The organism is Nitrosospira sp. Nsp18, assembly GCF_900103145.1.
Taxonomy (GTDB): Bacteria; Pseudomonadota; Gammaproteobacteria; order Burkholderiales; family Nitrosomonadaceae; genus Nitrosospira.
In genome coordinates this window covers 22,512-41,530 of record NZ_FMWY01000007.1, presented here as the reverse complement: position 1 = coordinate 41,530, position 19,019 = coordinate 22,512, and the positions used below count along the sequence as shown (strand labels likewise).

Genomic DNA, 19,019 nt, shown 5'->3' with positions numbered 1-19,019 from the left:
GGGCTAGCCCGCGAGCGGCCTTTATTGTCCTGATCCGGCAGTCGGACACGCCCGTTTGTCGGCGCGGTGTCGACCGCCGGGGTCAAAATTATTACCTCGATTGCTCAGGACTACACGGGGAAACGCCTTCTCCCGCCCCGATCACGACTTCGCAAACACTATCATTCCATTTCTGCAATCCACCGCGATGGTGTCCTTGGCGCCAAAGCGGCCTTCGAGTATTTCCTTTGCCAGCGGGTTCTCGATTTGCGCCTGGATGGCACGTTTCAACGGACGCGCGCCAAAAATGGGATCGAAACCCGCCTGGGCAAGCTCCGCCAGCGCCGCATCGGTCACCTCGAGTTTCATCTGGAGCTTGGCAAGCCGCTCTTCAAGGTATTGCAACTGTATCCGCGCTATGGCCTGGATATGCTTTTCGTCCAGCGCATGGAATACCACCACCTCATCGATGCGATTGATGAACTCGGGGCGGAAATAGGTCTTCACTTCGCCCATCACCGCCAGCTTGATCACCTGATAATCATCGCCTGCCATTTGCTGGATCATTTGCGAGCCCAGATTGGAGGTCATGACAATGACAGTGTTCTTGAAATCCACCGTGCGCCCCTGGCCGTCGGTCATGCGACCGTCATCGAGCACCTGTAGCAGGACGTTGAACACATCAGGATGCGCTTTTTCAACTTCATCCAGCAGAATGACCGAGTAGGGCTTTCTGCGCACCGCTTCGGTGAGATAGCCGCCTTCCTCGTAACCCACATAGCCCGGCGGCGCCCCGATCAATCGTGCGACCGAGTGTTTTTCCATAAACTCGGACATGTCGATGCGGATCAGATGATCTTCGGAATCAAAAAGAAAACCGGCCAGCGCCTTGCATAATTCCGTCTTGCCCACGCCGGTCGGTCCCAGAAATAGAAACGAGCCATACGGACGGTTCGGATCGGACAGCCCCGCGCGCGAGCGGCGAATAGCATCGGACACCAGGCGAACCGCCTCATCCTGGCCCACAACACGGTCATGCAGTTTTTGTTCCATGTGCAGGAGTTTTTCGCGCTCGCCCTGCATCATCTTCGATACGGGAATACCCGTGGCGCGGGATACCACCTCGGCGATTTCTTCGGCGCCTACCTGCGTGCGGAGCAGCTTCGGTTTGCTCTCCGCAGCGCCTTGCCCTGCCATTTCGCTCTGCTGCTGATTGTTGAGCTGCGACTGCAGTTGCGCTTCCAGTTGGGGAATCCGGCCATATTGCAGTTCCGAGACTTTCTGCCAGTCTCCCTTGCGCGTAGCCGCTTCTATCTCCAGCTTGACCTTCTCCATCTCCTCCTTGATGTGTTGAGACCCCTGCACCTGCGATTTTTCAGCTTTCCAGACCTCTTCCAGATCCGCATACTCACGTTCCAGTTTCGCTATTTCGTCCTCCAGCAAACCCAGGCGCTTCTGTGAAGCCTCGTCTTTTTCCTTTTTTACCGCCTCACGCTCGATTTTGAGCTGAATGAGACGGCGGTCTAGCCTGTCCATCACCTCGGGCTTGGAGTCAATTTCCATGCGAATCCGTGCCGCTGCCTCATCAATCAGATCGATAGCCTTATCCGGCAGGAAGCGGTCGGTTATATACCGATGAGACAGTTCAGCCGCTGCGACAATGGCCGGGTCAGTGATATCGACACCGTGATGGACTTCGTATCTTTCCTGCAATCCACGCAAAATGGCGATAGTGGCTTCGACGGTGGGCTCTTCCACCAGGACCTTCTGAAAACGCCGCTCAAGCGCTGCATCCTTCTCGATGTATTTACGGTATTCGTCTAGGGTGGTCGCGCCAACGCAATGCAATTCGCCGCGCGCAAGCGCGGGTTTAAGCATGTTTCCCGCATCCATCGCACCTTCCGCCTTGCCGGCGCCCACCATGGTATGAAGCTCATCAATGAATACGATAATGCTGCCTTCCGCCTGAGCAATCTCCTTCAAGACAGATTTCAGGCGTTCCTCGAATTCACCTCGGTATTTGGCCCCAGCGAGCAGTGCGGCCATGTCAAGGGACAGCACACGCTTGTCCTTCAGGGTTTCCGGTACCTCGCCGTTTATGATTCGCTGGGCCAGGCCCTCGGCGATGGCGGTCTTGCCCACGCCCGGCTCTCCAATCAGAACCGGGTTATTCTTTGTACGCCGCTGCAATACCTGGATAGTGCGGCGAATTTCGTCGTCACGTCCGATCACCGGATCGAGCTTGCCCATGCGTGCGCGCTCGGTAAGGTCAAGCGTATATTTTTTCAAGGCTTCACGGCTACCCTCGGCTTCGGCGCTTCCGACGTTTTCTCCACCCCTAACCTCGCTGATAGCCTGCTCCAGCGCTGGCCGGCTGGCGCCGTGCTGCCTAAGCAGGTTGCCGGTTTCGCCTTTGTCCTGAAGTACGGCGAGCAGGAACATCTCCGATGCGATGAATTGATCACCGCGTTTTTGTGCTTCCTTGTCCGCAAGGTTGAGCAAGTTGCCCAGCTCGCGCGAAGCGTTGATTTCTCCGCCGGTACCCTCCACCTTGGGTAAACGCTCTATGGCTTTTTTTAGTGCATCGCGCAGAGGAGGGACATTTGCACCGGACCGTTGCAGCAGCGAAATCGTACCTCCATCCTCCTGTTGCAAGAGTGCAAGCAGCAGATGCTGTGGCTCAACATAGGAATTATCCTGCCCTACCGCGATGCTCTGCGCATCCGCCAGCGCCTGCTGGAATTTGGTGGTTAGTTTGTCGAAACGCATGAAAGAATCCTCGGGTAAGTGATGGATGATTTATTTTTCTATATGTGGGAACGGTCGCGAATTTCAAGATAGCACCTCAGGGCTGATGTTGCCTTGCAGATTCACATCAGTTCACGTCGGGATAGGGATAAAGAATATTGAGCGCCACGCTTTTGCCTGCTGTCTCTACGATACGCACATGCTCGCGCCTCAATTGACGGGCATGGGGCAACCCGCATGAATACGAGATCATGTCGATTTCACTATTCATATTTCTTGCATAATTGGCGACTCGCAGGTATTTCTCCTCTACCACCAGCCCACGCTGCAAACGCCGGTTGTGAGTGGTAATGCCGGTAGGGCAGGTATTGGTATGGCAGCGCATGGCCTGGATGCAGCCCAATGAAAACATGAAACCCCGCGCGGTATTGACGAAATCCGCTCCAGCGCACAGCGCCCATGCTGCCCGCGCCCCCGTTACAAGCTTGCCTGCCGCGACGACGCGTATGCGACTTTTCAAGCCGGATTGCAGCAACGAATCCACCACTCGCGGCAACGCTTCCGCTATGGGCAGGCTCATGTGGTCGACGAGAGTCTGAGGCGCCGCACCACTGCCGCCTTCGCCACCATCGATCGAGAGAAAATCGGGCGCGTATTCGACACCGCGGCGGTTCACCGCATCACACAGATCGTTTATAAAGCGCCAACCGCCGATCGCGGCCTTTATGCCGACAGGCCGTCCGGTAAGTTCACGGATGTAGGCTATCTTGTCTAGCAACTCGTCCACATTGCTGATATCGACGTGACGATTGGGGCTGATCGAATCATGATGTGCAGGAATGCCACGGATAGTGGCGATTTCGTCGCTCACCTTCACGCCGGGAAGCAATCCGCCCTTGCCAGGTTTTGCACCTTGGGAAAGCTTGATCTCAAACGCCTTGACCACCTTGGCCAGTTCCTTTGCCCGCTCGGGCGAAAAGCTGCCGTCCTGCTTGCGGATACCGTACCGGGCGGTGCCTATTTGCATGACGACGTCACAGCCGCCCTCCAGGTGGTAAGGCGAGAGCCCACCCTCCCCTGTATTCAGCCAGCATCCGGCCTCCGCCGCACCGAGCGACAGCGCACGCACCGCAGGCGCCGATATCGCGCCGTAGCTCATGCCGCTGATGTTGGTTATGGACCTGGCATGAAAGGGATGCTCGCAAAAGCCCTCGCCGATGAGAAGCGATGGAGTCGGCAGGCGCTCGCTTTCCAGCAGCGGAAAAGCGACATTGACAAAAAGGATCGAACCGGGCTCGCGCAAATCGTTGGTGGACCCGAAACCGACAATGCCGCCCTCGTTCTTCGCATTCTTGTATACCCAGCTTCGCGTAGCGCGATTAAACGGCATCTCGTCCCTGTCGCCCGAAAAGAAATACTGGCGAAAATATTCCCCCTGTTTTTCCAGAAAAAATCGCAGGTGTCCAATGACCGGGTAGTTACGCAGGATGGAATGCTTTTTCTGCGTCACATCCTGAATGAACAGGAACACGATGATCGCGATCACGATCAAGCCAAGTATCGAGCCAAAACCATAGGAGATTACCTTCAGTGCATCAGACATGCTGCCTCCGCCTTCTCATTCAGCTAAAATACTCCGATTCCATAACATAAGAAAGCCACGATGAGGCCATGGATCTAGCGATTACAATTGAAGAAAACGTCCGCCAGGCGCTGGCCGAGGATATCGGCGCGGGCGACCTTACTGCAAGCCTCATTCCCGCCGAAAAGGCCGCGATCGCCAACGTCATCAGCCGCGAGAATGCAGTTGTATGTGGCGCACAGTGGTTTGACGCATGTTTTCGGCAACTGTCTCCCGAAGCCGAAGTGCAGTGGTTTGCACAAGATGGCGAAGCGATCGGTGCCGGGCAACAGCTCTGCGAGATAAAAGGCAATGCGCGGGCTCTCCTCACCGCGGAACGTACCGCGCTCAATTTTTTGCAACTGCTGTCGGCCGTGGCAACGCAAACCAGGCGTTATGCAGACGCAGTGGCCGGAACCGGGGCAATAATCGTCGATACGCGCAAGACACTGCCGGGGCTGCGCCTGGCGCAAAAATACGCAGTCAAATGCGGCGGCGGCGCAAACCATCGCCTGGGTTTATACGATGGCATACTCATCAAGGAAAACCATATCGCCGCTGCGGGGGGAATCGAACCTGCCCTGCGCGCCGCGAAAAGAATTGCCCCGGCAGGGGTGTTCGTTCAAATTGAAGTGGAAACACTGGACGACCTGCGCATCGCGTTGAATGCGGGGGCTAAGCTGATCCTGCTGGATAACCTTGACCTCGACACCTTATGCGAGGCAGTCATCCTGAACGCGCGGTTGACCAACCGGGCTGCGACACTGGAGGCATCGGGTGGGATTACGCTCGACAAGGTCCGGGCGGTAGCCGAAAGCGGCGTAGACCGGATTTCCGTTGGCAGCCTCACCAAGGATATAATGGCGGTGGATTTATCGATGCGCTTTTCAGCCGACCCGCATAGCCTACTGTGACAACGTGCTGTGACGAATGCGCAACCCGCTCCCCGCTTCATCAGCTATCTCATTCCCCTTAAAGCAAGATAACATTATCCAGCAAGGGCAACGTAACCGATCCTTGTCCTTCCTCCTCGTCGGTACTCAATGTACCCAGGGGCCACGCGGGGAGATGCACCAGGGGCACGGCAAATTCAGGCGGCTGGCCCCTTTCATCCTCGCTGAGACCGAAAAGAAATAAACGATTGGGCAACCACGCGTCATTGCCCTTTATACTTAAGCGAATCGAATCGGCATTCAGCTCAGTCCTATTGAATGGGGTCATGACCGGCACGTAGTAAAGATTCGCTTGCGCTCTTTCCAGATCAGCCTGCGACGTATCCGGAAAGACGTGGTCCACCACGAGGCGCCCGTCGATGGTCGTGATCTGAAGCGCGATATCATCATCGGTGCCGGCATCATCCACATCCGCGGTCGTCATAAGCATGAGCAACCGCCGGATCACCGTCGTTGCGGCCCCGAGTTGCACGCGCGAGGGCGCGAAGGAAAGCTTTCCTTCGCTCGCGTCCGTGCTGAGGTCAATATTAGCCAGTTGACCCGCAATGACGATACCGCTCCGCAACTCGGTATCCAGAGCAAGCGGAACGACGAGTCCATCTTTTTGTTCCCCCCAGATGAAAACACTCTTGGGACGCCATAAGTCATTGCCCCGGATGCCGATACGAATGGAGGACGCGTTCAGGTCCTGAGGATCGACCGTGGACCCGACAAAAGCTTGCGGCTCAAAATCATCCTCTGTTATCTCATAAAGATTCGCATGCCCCTGCTCCTGATCGCTCTGGCGCGTATCAGGGAAAGTCCGGTGTAAAACATCTAACATGCCGCCTCTTACATTGATAATCAAGACGATGGGGCTATCAGTACCAGAGTCGTCGGAATCATCGGTTAGCATGCCGAACCATACGGTTTTGAGATCAGACATGATTTATTCCTCGCGTGATGTGGGACTTATCAGAGTATCCACTCTTAATATAGCTTCAAGTTCATTTTTCGCCACGAGATATCCTGAAAAAGAGAGAGTAAGACGTTCTCATCATTACTTTGCGCGCAACATCGGGATGCTCTGATGGCATTGTATTTTTCCTGTTCCCTGGCATCCGCCTTTTCACCGCTGGAGCATGAGAATCCTGACGGAAACAGATGTGGGCTTAGCTCCATGACGAAGAATAAAAAATAATCCACCGTTAGCTGATTTCAGTTTTCCGAGGGTCGCATCCTTGACAGTGGAGGCCTGGCCATTATTGGTGTATAGGCGGTTTACTATAACTGCCGAGCCAGCAAACTCGCGCCAAATTCTTTTATGCGCGTAAGAATTGGCCGCTGCCGCCATTTTTCCAATGTGACAAGTCGGGAAGATTTAATATCTTCGTCGAACAGTGCTTTCATTTGCGTACCAAACTCTTGACCAAGGATAACCGCATTAATTTCCTGGTTGTGCTCCAGGCTAAGCCAGTCAAGATTAGTCGAGCCTATGGTAGACCAGACGCCATCGATCAGCGCGGTCTTGGCGTGCAATAAAGCGCCCTCCAGCTCGTAAATCTTTACGCCGGCACTCAGCAGTTCGTCGTAGTAGGCATGCGATGCGTACAAAACCAGATTCGAATCGGTTTTGTCCGGTAACAGCAACCGCACGTCGACGCCACGCTGCGCTGCGCCCTTCAATGCAGCGAGTAACCCCGGATCAGGCACAAAATAAGCGGTGGTGACATATGCATAGGTTTCGGCGCTATTTATGGCGGATAAGAGCGTAACGTAGATGAGGCTGTAAGACTCATCGGGAGAGCTGCCGATGGCACGCACTACTTCGTTACCCCTCCTGCCTATCCGTGGAAAAAAGGATTTCGACGCCAGGGGCTTACCCTTCTGTTTTTCCCAGGTCGCCAGAAACAATTTCTGGAAATCAGTGACGACGGGTCCTTCGATACGAAGATGAGTATCGCGCCAAGGTGGAGTATCCTTGGTACGCGGTTTTGACCTGAATGATCCGCTGGAATATACGCTGCTGATATTGACGCCACCTACAAAGGCGATTTGGCCGTCAACCACGAGCAACTTGCGATGATCACGGCCCACTTCAAATTTCTTTCGAAGTGCCAATGGGTTGATGGGGTTGAATTTCAGCACGTTAACGCCGCTGTCCAGCAACGGCTTGAAGAATTCTTCGGGTGTATTGCCCGACCCGATACTGTCGTAAATGAAATTTACTTGCACGCCCTGTTTTTGCTTTTCGATCAATACAGCAGCGAAGCGACGGCCAACCTCGTCGTCTTCGATGCTGTAGGTTTCCATGTTGATATGATGCTTCGCGCCCTTTATTGCCGCATACATCGATTTGTAGGTGGTGGGCCGTCAACCAACAGCTTCACATTATTGCCCGTCACCAGCGGGCTTCCCGAGAACTGCTCTGCCTGGGCAAGGTGCCTGGTAAAGATATTGGTTTCAGGGCTGCCGTTTTTGAGATTGGCAAGGACTGCCTTACTTTCCTGGATAGAGAGCGCACCGCGTGCGCCATCGACTTGCACCGGACGGTTCGCATGTGCCGTTTTATCTGGACCTGAAAGGGAGCCGCAACCAGCCAGCAACACGATCATGCAAAGGCTCACTGCACATTTTGGAGCTGTCATGATCAAGCTTTCTCAGGTTTGCGATACAAACGGCCCGTTTTTGTGGGGGTTGGCGATTTTCACCAAATCAACAATTTTGGGCGTGATGCTTCTCTTGCTCATGGAAAATTCAACCTGAACAATTCAGCTGGTGAAGGGCGAGCAGCAAGAATCGTTCCAAGCCTATCAATCAGCGGGTTACCGGTATGAACCAGAGTGACGTGTGAAGTTCCTCGACATAACCTGACTGAAGGAATACCGGTATGGCATGGCGTTCCATTCGCCTCGGCCGTCCTAATATGCGGGTATGAAATTTAAAGCTGAATGAAATTTGGCGCTCCATCCGCCTGCAATTGCCTGAGCAAACGCGCCGAGGGGTGACGCACCTGCGTCTTTTTCTACGTGGCCGTGTGTGGAATTTGGAATTCACGAAGGATGTGGGAGAAAGCCGGTCTTTTCCATCACTCCCATACGTAGTCCTGCGCTGATTTTCAGCAGGGTTTAATCCTGATCCAGCGCAAAGAAATCGCCCTTCGCGAAATCCGGCATGTACTGATTTTTAGTTGCAGCCGATTACGGCAGACGTTCCCTCTTCGCATTCATGGTTTATAATTCACCCACCATCTCTTCCAGATAGTTATTCAGTCCCTCGCTAACTAGCCTCGCTCGTTTTCTGTAATCCCGGAGTTTAGCTTGAGGATACCGTAAAGTTTCCCAAGTACAGACCGAACATCCGCATTGTCCTTAAGGAGACCGGATGCATCCGACAATAACGTTTGCGATTAGCGGAACAGCGCCATTCCGGCTGTTCCTCCGCATTGTTTCATGAACTGGCCCGCATACCTGCCTTTTTGGCCGCTTGAAGTCGGCCCCGCTCTCTGGCTCGCGCTGACGCTGGTTGCCGCCGTACTTGTGGGTGAAGCGCTGGTGCGCCACCTGCGGTTGCCGCGTATCGTAGGCTATATCGGCATCGGCGCACTGCTGGGTCCTGGCGGCCTGGGCTTTATCCCGCCATTGCCCGCCACCGAATGGCGGCTGGTAGTCGACCTGGCGTTAGGCATTCTCTTGTTCGAACTGGGCAGCAAAGTAAATCTTCGATGGCTGAAAGCCAATCCCTGGATTGCCGCCACAAGCCTGCTTGAATCCACCGCCACATTCGCCGTTGTTTTCTCCATGCTGGCCTGGTTTGGTGTTGCCAATATCGCCGCAGTGGTTGTTGCTTCCATTGCAATTGCCACCTCACCCGCCATCGTGATACGCATAGTCACCGAATCGCGCGCTCAGGGTCAGGTGACCGACCGGCTTCTGCTGATGACCGCGCTCAACTGTATTTATGCAGTCATCTTCCACAAACTGGCGGTCGCCGGTATGCATGGCCAGGCCGGTACCAGCGCCATCCATACGGTATTGGCGCCGCTTTATCTCCTGGGTGGGTCTGCGCTACTGGCCTGGTTATTCGGCATTACCTTCGAACGAATCCATCATTATCTCGGCCAGCATGAGGAAACCTTTTCTTTCGTCCTGTTCGGCATGATTGCGTTTGCGACAATCATGGCTTCGACACTCAAGCTCAGCCCGATCCTCGTCCTGCTTGCTGCCGGCCTCATAACGCGGTACCGGCGGCAGCGTCCACGGACGTTTCCACCTCACTTCGGTTCCGCAGGCGCCGTTCTGGTCGTGTTGATGTTTATCGCTAACGGCCTCGCGGCCGACCTCAGCGGGTTGCGCGACAGCTTTCTGCTGGTCTTGCTGCTTATCACGGCACGCGCAGCAGCCAAGCTTCTGGCTGTACTGACATTGGCGCATTACAGCGGCATCAGCCTGCGCCAGGCCATGGCCCTTGGGATTGCCCTGATACCCATGTCGAGCGTTGCGCTGCTTCTTACATTGGATACGGCGGTGGATTTTCCCCTGTTCGGTTCAGGGTTGGGGCTGGTACTGATGAGCTGCATCGTGATACTTGAGCTTGGCGGCCCCATTCTGGTCCAGATGGCCCTGCGAATAGCCGGGGAAACACCGGAGAAAAAAAGATGAGCCTCATGCCCTTCGCGCCCTCCAGACCCTTGAGCATCGGGGTGGAACTGGAGCTGCAATTGCTCAGCTGCAATGACTATAACCTGGCTTCTTCGGCTCCCGATGTATTACGCCGGGTTGAAAAACGCGCGCATCCCGGCGAGATAAAGCCGGAAATGACCCGCAGCATGATCGAGATCAACACCTCGGTGCAACAGGAATATACCGGACTGGTCGAGGAGTTGCGTGCCTTGCGCGACGTTGTATCCGAGGCGGGGCGCTTTCTCAACGTCGCGGTTGCGGGCGGCGGCACGCACCCGTTCCAACACTGGAGCGAGCAAAAGATTTTTGATGCGCCGCGCTTCCATCATCTGTCCGAGCTGTACGGCTATCTGGCCAAACAATTCACCATATTCGGGCAGCATGTCCACATCGGTTGCCCGGGGCCTGACGAAGCGCTTCATTTGATGCATATGCTGTCGCGCTACATCCCGCATTTTATCGCGCTATCGGCCAGTTCTCCGTTCGTGCAAGGGCATGATACCGGATTCGCTTCGGCACGCCTGAATTCAGTATTTTCCTTCCCGTTGAGCGGTCGTGCCCCATTCGTACTGCGCTGGGATGAATTCGAACGGTTTTTCGGCAAGATGACCGGCACCGGCGTGGTCGAATCAATGAAGGATTTTTACTGGGATATCCGCCCCAAGCCAGAGTTCGGCACTATCGAGGTGAGGGTATGCGATACGCCTCTTACCGTTGAAATTGCCGCCGCCATTGCCTGCTATATTCAGGCAATGTCCCGTTACATCATGGTGGAGCAGCGCACGCCTCCGGAAGAGGATGATTATCTGGTTTATACCTTCAACCGCTTTCAGGCTTGCCGTTTTGGACTCGAAGGTGTTTTTATCGACCCGCGCACCCACGAGCAACGCAGCATTCGTGAAGACATAACCGATATGCTGGCGCGCATTGCGGACCATGCCCGGGAATTGCACGCGGTGGAAGCAATGGAACATGTTCGGGAGATATTACGAGCAGGCAATGGCACAAGCTGGTTGCGCCAAACCTATGCGCGGGAACACAATCTTGCTGACGTCATGCAATTGCAGGCGGAGTTGTGGATGGGAAAGTAAGTTATGAATCGGAAATTTTTTTAAGCTTGATTCGCCGGATACGGCTATTGTTAAAGTACAAAGAATACTGCTGGACGCTAAAATAGCTGGATTGTTCACAAGAAGGGTGCAAAGGAAGCAAATGAAGAGGCAAATATTTATTTATATGTGACGAAGAACACAGCAGGAATGCAGCAATCTAATTATTCTTGATATTCCTTTATGCACCCTACCCAGACTCTAAATGACGCGCCCGTTACGTATCGGATTATCACCGCGTATCCTGCATCAACCGCCTGCGGAATTAGGTTTTCGCAATAAAACCCTGCAATATCTCGAACAAAGCGTCGCCCATTGGATTATGCGCCGCCGCGCCCTTGCGTTCATGCTACCCGCCATAGAGACAGGCGGCGTCGAACGCTCCAGCGTGCGCATCAGCGACTATGTGAAGGAAATAGATGGACTGGTGCTGCAGGGGGGAGCAGACGTCAGTCCCATTTCATATGGCGAAACGCCTGTACGGCCCGAATGGTCGGGAGATCGGGTGCGCGATCTTTATGAAATGGAGCTCTTTTGGGAATGTGTCGTGCAGGGGAAACCCGTACTGGGCATTTGTCGGGGGCTACAGCTTATCAACGTGGCATTGGGCGGAAGCCTTTATCAGGATATCGCCACCGAACACCCAAACGCTATCTCGCATGTCGACCACGCTCTGTATGATCAGCATCGCCATTCAGTTCTAATCGAGGAGAACTCCCGATTGGCAAAGCTGTACGGTGAGGGTTATCAACATTTTGTCAACAGCATCCATCACCAGGCGATCAAGCGGCTGGGGCGGGACTCCGAGGTCGAGGCAGTCTCCAGTGACGGCATTATCGAGGCAATACGCATGCGGGGCGCATGCTACGTGACTGGATTTCAATGGCATCCAGAGTTTCATGGCGGCGCCAGTGAGTTGCTCGACTCAGGGCCCATACTGGACGATTTTCTAGCCGCCGCCGAAAAGCAGCGCAGGTAAAAGGTGATCCTTGCCTCGCGCGTTCACACGAGGTAGGTCGGGCTTTGCCCGACGATCAAAGAAATGATATCGAAGTAGATCGGGCTCTGCCTGACGATCAAAGCAACGATGTCGAAGTAGGTCGGGCTCTGCCCGACGATCAAAGAAACGAGTCGGGCGGAGCCCGACCTACTTCTCGGCGGGAAAATTCGTGCCGGAGGAAGGTCGGGCTACGCCCGACATCATGCATTGAATCTTCGAGAGTGCGATCTGCTTTCTACTTGCCGCTGCTTGACTTGCCGCTGCTTAAAAAAGCAATGCAAGTAAATCGTTCCCTAGGGCTGTCCGGTCTGCTCGGCAATAAACGCTTTGATGGCATCGGCGTCAGCATTCATTACAACATATCGCTGCGGCATGCTTTCAATATTTTCATAACCCGCGGGACGTGCCGGCTCCTGTCCGATGGCCTCGACGATGCTCTCGGAAAATTTTACGGGCAGTGCGGTTTCCAGGCAGATCAGGGGCACCCCGGTTTCGCGGTGTTCCAGTCCCACCTTTAAACCGTCCGCGGTATGCGGGTCCACCAGCATGCCATATTGCTCATATGTTTTGCGGATGGTCGCGATGCGGGCCGCATGGTTACTGGTTCCCGATACAAGACCGAAGTTCTTCACTTTCTCCCATAACGGCGTAGCGGCGAGATCGAAAGCGCCGCCCTTGTCCACTGATCCCCATAATTCCTTCACCCTGGACGCATCTCGCTCTGTCAGGTCAAAAATGAAACGCTCGAAGTTGGACGCCTTGGAAATATCCATCGAGGGACTGCTGGTCTGCTGTGTCTCTCCCGTGGTGCGGGGCCGATAGCACCCCGTCCTGAAGAATTCATCCAGCACGTCGTTTTCATTGGTGGCAAGTATCAATTTTCTGATGGGCAGGCCCATCATTCGCGCAACATGGCCTGCACAGATATTACCGAAGTTCCCCGATGGCACGGCAAACGATACCTGCTCGCTATTCGAGCGGGTAGCCTCGAAATACCCTTTGAAATAATAGATGATCTGGGCGGCGATACGCGCCCAGTTTATCGAATTGACGGTGCCGATGCGGTATCTTTGCTTGAAGACAGAGTCGTTGCTGACCGACTTGACAATGTCCTGGCAATCGTCGAATACGCCGCGAACGGCGATATTGAAAATATTCGGGTCTTGCAGCGAAAACATTTGCGCGGTCTGGAACCGGCTCATCTTCCCTTGTGGGGAAAGCATGAACACGCGAATGCTGCGCTTGCCGCGCATGGCATATTCCGCGCTGGGGCCCGTATCGCCGGAAGTTGCGCCGAGAATATTCAGACGCTCTCCGGTTTTTGCCAGAGCATACTCGAACAAATTACCCAGCAATTGCAGGGCAATATCCTTGAAGGCCAGGGTCGGCCCGTTCGATAATCGCAGGATGTGCAGCCCCGGCTCCAGTGTCGCCAAGGGAGTGATCTCCTCACTCTGAAACATTTCAGCGGTATAAGTCCGCGTAATGATGCCGTGCAGATCGGCGGCGGGAATATCATCTGCAAAACGTGAAATAATCTCGAACGCGAGCTCCTGGTAATTCAGGGCGCGCAATCTTTCCAGCTCGGCGGCATCGAACTTCGGGTAGGTTTCAGGCATCACCAACCCACCGTCAGTCGCCAGCCCACCCAGGAGAATCATGGAAAATTTTTTCGGCGGCATGCCGCCGCGAGTAGAAATATAGCGCATTATTTTCACCACAACAGAACTGGAACAACTCTCACATATAACATTTGACTTGCAACTTATGCTACCCCAGCCTCGGCGCGAAGCCATCCTGCTCGCACACCCCGCCTAGCAACTTACCGGTGACAGTTCAGCTGGGCGGCGACGGTTGATTGTCCGATCGCGCAACGTTTGGAGGCCCCAAGAATGGTCCCCCACTACTTGCTGCTTAAATTTTCCAGCCGGATGCGCGTCACCTTACCGGTTGTCAAAGGCAGTTTTTTTATTTTCGCGATCGCGGCATTAATGTTTTTTTCAATCGCCAAGTGGGTGAGCATGATGATATCCACCTGATCTTCACCCTCGCTCGGTTCTTTCTGCACCATAGCGTCGATGGAAATGCCCAGATCGGCGAGTACGCGGGTGATGTCAGCCAGTGCCCCGGGTTTATCCATCACTCGCAAGCGAAGGTAGTATGAAGTCTCCACCTCGTCCATGGTCAGGATGGGTGTATCCGAAAGCAGGTCGGGCTGGAAAGCGAGATGAGGAACACGATGTTTAGGATCGGCGGTATGCATGCGGGTCACATCCACCAGATCCGCCACCACCGAACTGGCGGTAGGCTCAGCGCCCGCACCCGCGCCATAATACAAGGTGGCGCCTACCGCGTCGCCTTTCACGACGATCGCGTTCATGACACCCTCCACATTGGCTATCAACCGCCTCGCAGGAATCAGCGTTGGATGAACGCGCAGCTCGATCCCCTTGGGCGTGCGCCGTGTAATGCCCAGCAGCTTGATGCGATAGCCCAGCTCCTCCGCATAGCGAATATCTTCGCGGGTCAATCTGGTGATGCCTTCGGTGTAAACCTTATCGAACTGCATGGGAATCCCGAACGCGATAGCCGCCATGATGGTGAGCTTGTGCGCGGCGTCGATACCTTCGATGTCAAACGTGGGATCAGCCTCGGCATAGCCCAGTTTTTGCGCCTGCTTCAGCACGGTATCGAATGTCAGCCCCTTATCGCGCATTTCGGACAGGATGAAATTACTCGTGCCGTTGATGATGCCGGCAATCCATTCGATACGATTCGCAGTCAGTCCCTCACGCAATGCCTTGATAATGGGTATGCCCCCTGCTACGGCCGCTTCGAACGCAACCATGACGCCTTTTCTCTGGGCTGCCGCGAAAATTTCGGTGCCATGCGAAGCCAGCAGCGCCTTGTTGGCGGTAATGACATGCTTGCCGTTCTCGATAGCCTTCAGTGTCAATTCCTTCGCCACGGTGTAGCCACCGATCAGTTCGACGACGATATCGATATCCGGATTCGTTACGACCTCATTCGCGTCGGCGGTAACCACGACGTCATTACCCGCGATATTGCGCGCTTTCTCCAGGTCGCGATCGGCGATCATGCGGATGACGATGCCGCGCCCGGCACGACGCGTGATTTCCTCCTGGTTGCGTTTGAGCACCGCAAAAGTGCCGCCGCCGACAGTACCGACGCCTAGCAAGCCTACATTGATGGGTTTCATGTTGAGTTCAATAAAAATAAAGTTGGCGGATGGGCTCAGTATTTCGGCGTGACGTTGGCGGTCGGGGTTTATCCCTCCCGCTGCGTTTTTACTGTTTTGTCAGGTTAAGCTCAGGTTCGGCAGCGCTTGCGATACCGCTCAAGGAAATTCCCGATGCGGCCGATTGCTTCCGTCAGGTCATCGCTGTTGGGCAAAAAAACCACGCGAAAGTGATCGGTGGACGGCCAGTTGAAGCCGCTGCCCTGCACCAGCAGCACCTTCTCTTCCAGCAGCAGATCCAGCGCAAACTGCTCGTCGTCCTCGATTGGATACATTTCGGGCTCCAGCCGCGGGAATAAATACATTGCGGCCTGCGGCTTGTAGCACGTAACGCCGGGAATATCGGTCAGCAATTTCCAGGCGAGATCACGCTGCCGCATAAGCCGCCCTGTGGGCATTACCAGATCCTTGATGCTTTGATAGCCGCCAAGCGCGGTCTGAATGCCGAATTGCGAGGGAACATTTGCGCACAGGCGCATGGAAGCAAGCATGGTCAGCCCCGATATATAATCGCGGGCAAATTGTTTTGTTCCCGAAACCACCGCCCAGCCGGAGCGAAACCCCGCGGCCCGATAATTCTTGGACAAGCCATTCAGGGTTACAAATAGAATGTCGTCCGCCAGCGAGGCTATCGAAGTGTGCGTGGCGCCATCGTACAGCACTTTATCATAAATTTCATCCGCATAAATGATGAGCTGATGCTGGCGCGCGATCTCGATGATTTCACGCAATACGTCATCCGGATAAAGCGCGCCGGTAGGATTATTGGGATTAATGACAACGATGGCGCGGGTGTTCGGCGTAATTTTCGAACGCATATCATCCAGGTCCGGCAGCCATCCGGATTGCTCATCGCAAACATAATGCCGCGCCGTGCCACCGGCCAACACCACCGCCGCGGTCCACAATGGATAGTCGGGAGAGGGGATCAGCACCTCGTCACCGGTATTCAACAGCGCCTGCATCGCCATCACGATCAACTCGGAAACGCCGTTGCCGATGTAAATATCCTCCATCCGCACGTCCTGAATGCGTTTTTCCTGCGTGTAATGCATGATCGCCTTGCGTGCGGCGAACAAGCCTTTGGAGTCGCAGTAGCCGGACGCGGCGGAGAGGTTATGAATGACATCCTGCAGAATCTCCTCGGGCGCATCAAAACCGAATGAGGCCGGATTGCCGATATTGAGCTTGATGATGTAATGCCCTTCCTCTTCCATTTGTCTCGAACGGTCGAGCACCGGCCCGCGGATGTCATAACATACATTCGCCAGCTTGCTGGATTTCAGGATGGGTCGCATGAATGGAAAAGACCTGATTGGCAATAGCGCTGGTAAGCGCCGGTAGAAGATAACCTAATGGTGGAGTATTTGAAATTCAAAGCTTTGCGGTTTCCATCGCAGGCACCGAAAAAATCCTCGGCCTGCGTTGTTCCCCTTAATTGACACAAAAACTTTATCAAGGCGCAAAAAAGATGTAATGTTACCCGACACGCCAATCTGCCGCAAATGGAGCCTTACGTGAAGTTGCATCTTTCCGTGTTTTCCGAACAAAACATGTTCACCGGCTACGGGGCCGGATACGTCATGGTCAATAAGACGCGTCATGAGCAAAGCCTGATCGTATTGCCCGATCGCCTGATTGAAAATTGGGACGCCAAAACCTTTGAACAGCTCAGGGCCGAGCACTTCGAATTCGTGCTCTCCCTGCAACCTGAAATGGTGTTGTTCGGGACCGGAGCCACCCTGCGTTTTCCTCACCCGACACTGACGAGGACGCTGATAGAGTCACGCATCGGCGTCGAGGTGATGGATACCGCCGCCGCATGCCGCACCTATAACATACTGACAGCCGAAGGACGACGCGTGGCGGCGGCACTGCTTATATAGAACTTCTGCTCAGTTTCTTCGGGAAGTGCTCGGATAGAAATCATCCGCAGACGTCTTACAGGATGATGAAGGCCGGAAGCCGCAACCGATTGTCATTCATCCTTGATGGGTTGCGCTACTTGCTCCGGATGATTCTACATCAGCAGAACAACCTGGAATTCATGCGCAGCTTGGATCAAAGAAGCGATGTCGGGCAGAGCCCGACCTACCTCCATCATAAATTTTCTGAGCCGGATTAGCGCAGCGTGAGTGGACGAAGGCGCGCAAACAGCAGAGCGCGCTCGCCATCCATGAAGACGACGGTGGATTGAAAAGGCATCACCATCGCATTGAACGTCATATGAATGGAGTAGGTCGGGCTCTGCCCGACATCATTTCTTCGATCGTCGGGCATAGCCCGACCTACCGCACTCATTCCTGATTTCTTGTGGTATCACAGACCGATTACATGAGCGGCCAATTTTCCGACCCGCAGGGGTATCGCGAATAATTATTTGATAACTCCCTGAGCCTCCGCAGGGATGGAAAGCTCGTTTTGCACCCGCTCGCGCCATTTTTCAATCCATGCAGGCAGATCGGCGGCCAGCATAGGCCGCGACATGAACGTCCCTTGGGCCAGATCGCATCCCGTGAGGCGCAGAAGGTCCCAATCGTTCCGGTCTTCTACTCCTTCCGCCACCACCTCCATGTCCAGTTGTCGTGCCAGAGACAGGCTCGCGTCATACATGGCACGTAATGTTTCGTCTTTCCATGCGCCATGTACGAAACCCTGATCGATCTTGAGTTCATCAAAGGGAATGTCGCGCAACTGTGCCAGGGAAGAGTGCCCGGTGCCGAAATCATCAATGGAAAGGCGGAAGCGCTTCAAGCGCAGCCGGGTCAGAATCTCAAGCGGCGCGCGCGTATCCTGCATCAATCGGGTTTCCGTTACCTCCAGGACCACGTTATGCGGCGCTACATCCAGCTTTGTGGTGATCTCGGCAACAAAATTCAGAAAATCCAGGGATGCCAGATTATCCATGGATACATTGACGGCGATCCGCAATGGCAGGTGCGCTTCTTCCCAGGCTTTCGCCTGCGTCATCGCGCCCGTGAATACCACTTGAGTCAGCTTATCGATCAGGCCGGACGCCTCGGCCACATTGATGAATTGGTCTGGAAAGATGAGACCATCCACGGGATGCTGCCATCGCGCCAGCGTCTCCACACCAATCAGTTCGCCGGTGGCGACCGCCACTTTCGGTTGGTAATAATTGATCAGTTCGCCATTGTCGATGGCAGCCCTCAACTCATCCGAGCCGTACATTTTCTTCGCCACGCCGGCGGCTTCGGTAAGGGGTGGCGTCCACTTCTCAAGCATCGCGGATAACGCATCCGGTTTGACAGGCTTGTGCAGGTACCCAAGTATGGGGATCTTATGCGCCCGTACCAGTTTCTCCGCGGTTTGCAGCATGCGCTCGTCCTCGCCGCTGATCAGTATGAGGCTACCGGAATAATGCCGGTCGACAAGGTGCCGCACAAACTCGATCCCATCCATTTCGGGCATATTGAGGTCCAGCAGGATCAGGTTCGGCCGTACATTCGCATCAGTTATCTGTTCCAGGGCCGATCGCCCGCTATCGCAAAAAATTACCGAGGTAAATCCCAGGTTCAACAGGATGCGCCCCAGCAGCTTGAGCATGAAAGACTCATCGTCAAGCACCAGAATATTGACTGCGGATCTATCTGTCATGGCGTTCGCTCTTCCCTTCAGGTCGATAGCTGGAAACTATGCTGATCTGTCAGCCCATCATTTTTCGCCGC

Annotated in this window: 15 protein-coding genes; 5 read left to right on the top strand and 10 right to left on the bottom strand. The window is 54.6% G+C overall.

What is annotated here, in order from left to right; genetic code table 11:
- Window positions 1-141: 141 nt before the first annotated feature.
- Together clpB and BLS94_RS04665 are read right to left on the bottom strand one after the other, a co-directional pair.
- Window positions 142-2,748, bottom strand: coding sequence for an ATP-dependent chaperone ClpB (gene clpB / locus BLS94_RS04670; RefSeq protein ID WP_090958061.1), 2,607 nt, complete (start codon window positions 2,746-2,748; stop codon window positions 142-144).
- Between the two features lie 106 nt (window positions 2,749-2,854).
- A complete protein-coding gene (locus BLS94_RS04665) occupies window positions 2,855-4,330 on the bottom strand; it encodes an FMN-binding glutamate synthase family protein (RefSeq protein WP_090958059.1) in 1,476 nt (491 codons plus the stop codon).
- A gap of 68 nt (window positions 4,331-4,398) precedes the next feature.
- On the opposite strand from BLS94_RS04665, the gene nadC reads away from it, so the two are divergent.
- Window positions 4,399-5,262, top strand: coding sequence for a carboxylating nicotinate-nucleotide diphosphorylase (gene nadC, locus BLS94_RS04660; RefSeq protein WP_090958057.1), 864 nt, complete (start codon window positions 4,399-4,401; stop codon window positions 5,260-5,262).
- A 58-nt stretch (window positions 5,263-5,320) separates the two neighbouring features.
- Here nadC and BLS94_RS04655 read toward each other — a convergent pair whose 3' ends face one another.
- From BLS94_RS04655 to BLS94_RS15180, 3 genes are all read right to left on the bottom strand, one after another.
- Window positions 5,321-6,226 carry a hypothetical protein gene (locus BLS94_RS04655; RefSeq protein ID WP_090958056.1) on the bottom strand — a complete coding sequence of 302 codons (906 nt, stop codon included), beginning with the start codon at window positions 6,224-6,226 and terminating at the stop codon, window positions 5,321-5,323.
- Window positions 6,227-6,564: 338 nt separating this feature from the next.
- Window positions 6,565-7,593, bottom strand: coding sequence for a cardiolipin synthase (cls, locus tag BLS94_RS04650; protein ID WP_256325287.1), 1,029 nt, complete (start codon window positions 7,591-7,593; stop codon window positions 6,565-6,567).
- 23 nt (window positions 7,594-7,616) lie between these two features.
- Window positions 7,617-7,928, bottom strand: a complete 312-nt coding sequence (locus tag BLS94_RS15180) for a hypothetical protein (RefSeq protein WP_256325286.1) — start codon at window positions 7,926-7,928, stop codon at window positions 7,617-7,619.
- Window positions 7,929-8,732: 804 nt separating this feature from the next.
- Here BLS94_RS15180 and BLS94_RS04645 point away from each other — a divergent pair.
- The 3 genes from BLS94_RS04645 (at window position 8,733) to BLS94_RS04635 (ending at window position 12,050) form a co-directional block, all read left to right on the top strand.
- Complete coding sequence (locus BLS94_RS04645; protein WP_090958054.1) at window positions 8,733-9,941, top strand: cation:proton antiporter; 1,209 nt, start codon at window positions 8,733-8,735, stop codon at window positions 9,939-9,941.
- Complete coding sequence (locus BLS94_RS04640; protein ID WP_090958051.1) at window positions 9,938-11,053, top strand: YbdK family carboxylate-amine ligase; 1,116 nt, start codon at window positions 9,938-9,940, stop codon at window positions 11,051-11,053. Before BLS94_RS04645 ends, BLS94_RS04640 begins: the two co-directional genes overlap by 4 nt.
- A gap of 223 nt (window positions 11,054-11,276) precedes the next feature.
- Complete coding sequence (locus BLS94_RS04635; RefSeq protein ID WP_090958049.1) at window positions 11,277-12,050, top strand: gamma-glutamyl-gamma-aminobutyrate hydrolase family protein; 774 nt, start codon at window positions 11,277-11,279, stop codon at window positions 12,048-12,050.
- Window positions 12,051-12,364: 314 nt separating this feature from the next.
- Here BLS94_RS04635 and thrC read toward each other — a convergent pair whose 3' ends face one another.
- The 3 genes from thrC to BLS94_RS04620 all read right to left on the bottom strand — a co-directional run bounded on the left by thrC (window position 12,365) and on the right by BLS94_RS04620 (window position 16,628).
- A complete protein-coding gene (gene thrC, locus BLS94_RS04630) occupies window positions 12,365-13,780 on the bottom strand; it encodes a threonine synthase (RefSeq protein WP_090958047.1) in 1,416 nt (471 codons plus the stop codon).
- A gap of 194 nt (window positions 13,781-13,974) precedes the next feature.
- Window positions 13,975-15,291, bottom strand: a complete 1,317-nt coding sequence (locus tag BLS94_RS04625; protein WP_072767488.1) for a homoserine dehydrogenase — start codon at window positions 15,289-15,291, stop codon at window positions 13,975-13,977.
- A gap of 110 nt (window positions 15,292-15,401) precedes the next feature.
- A complete protein-coding gene (locus tag BLS94_RS04620; protein WP_072767487.1) occupies window positions 15,402-16,628 on the bottom strand; it encodes a pyridoxal phosphate-dependent aminotransferase in 1,227 nt (408 codons plus the stop codon).
- Between the two features lie 219 nt (window positions 16,629-16,847).
- On the opposite strand from BLS94_RS04620, the gene BLS94_RS04615 reads away from it, so the two are divergent.
- Window positions 16,848-17,216 (top strand): Mth938-like domain-containing protein, encoded by a 369-nt coding sequence (locus BLS94_RS04615; RefSeq protein WP_072767516.1) that lies wholly within the window; start codon window positions 16,848-16,850, stop codon window positions 17,214-17,216.
- Between the two features lie 235 nt (window positions 17,217-17,451).
- On the opposite strand, the gene BLS94_RS14505 is transcribed toward BLS94_RS04615, so the two are convergent.
- Window positions 17,452-17,631: a hypothetical protein gene (locus tag BLS94_RS14505; RefSeq protein ID WP_143021649.1), complete on the bottom strand. Its 180-nt coding sequence runs from the start codon at window positions 17,629-17,631 to the stop codon at window positions 17,452-17,454.
- A gap of 75 nt (window positions 17,632-17,706) precedes the next feature.
- Complete coding sequence (locus BLS94_RS04610; protein WP_090958043.1) at window positions 17,707-18,948, bottom strand: EAL domain-containing response regulator; 1,242 nt, start codon at window positions 18,946-18,948, stop codon at window positions 17,707-17,709.
- Window positions 18,949-19,019 lie beyond the last annotated feature (71 nt).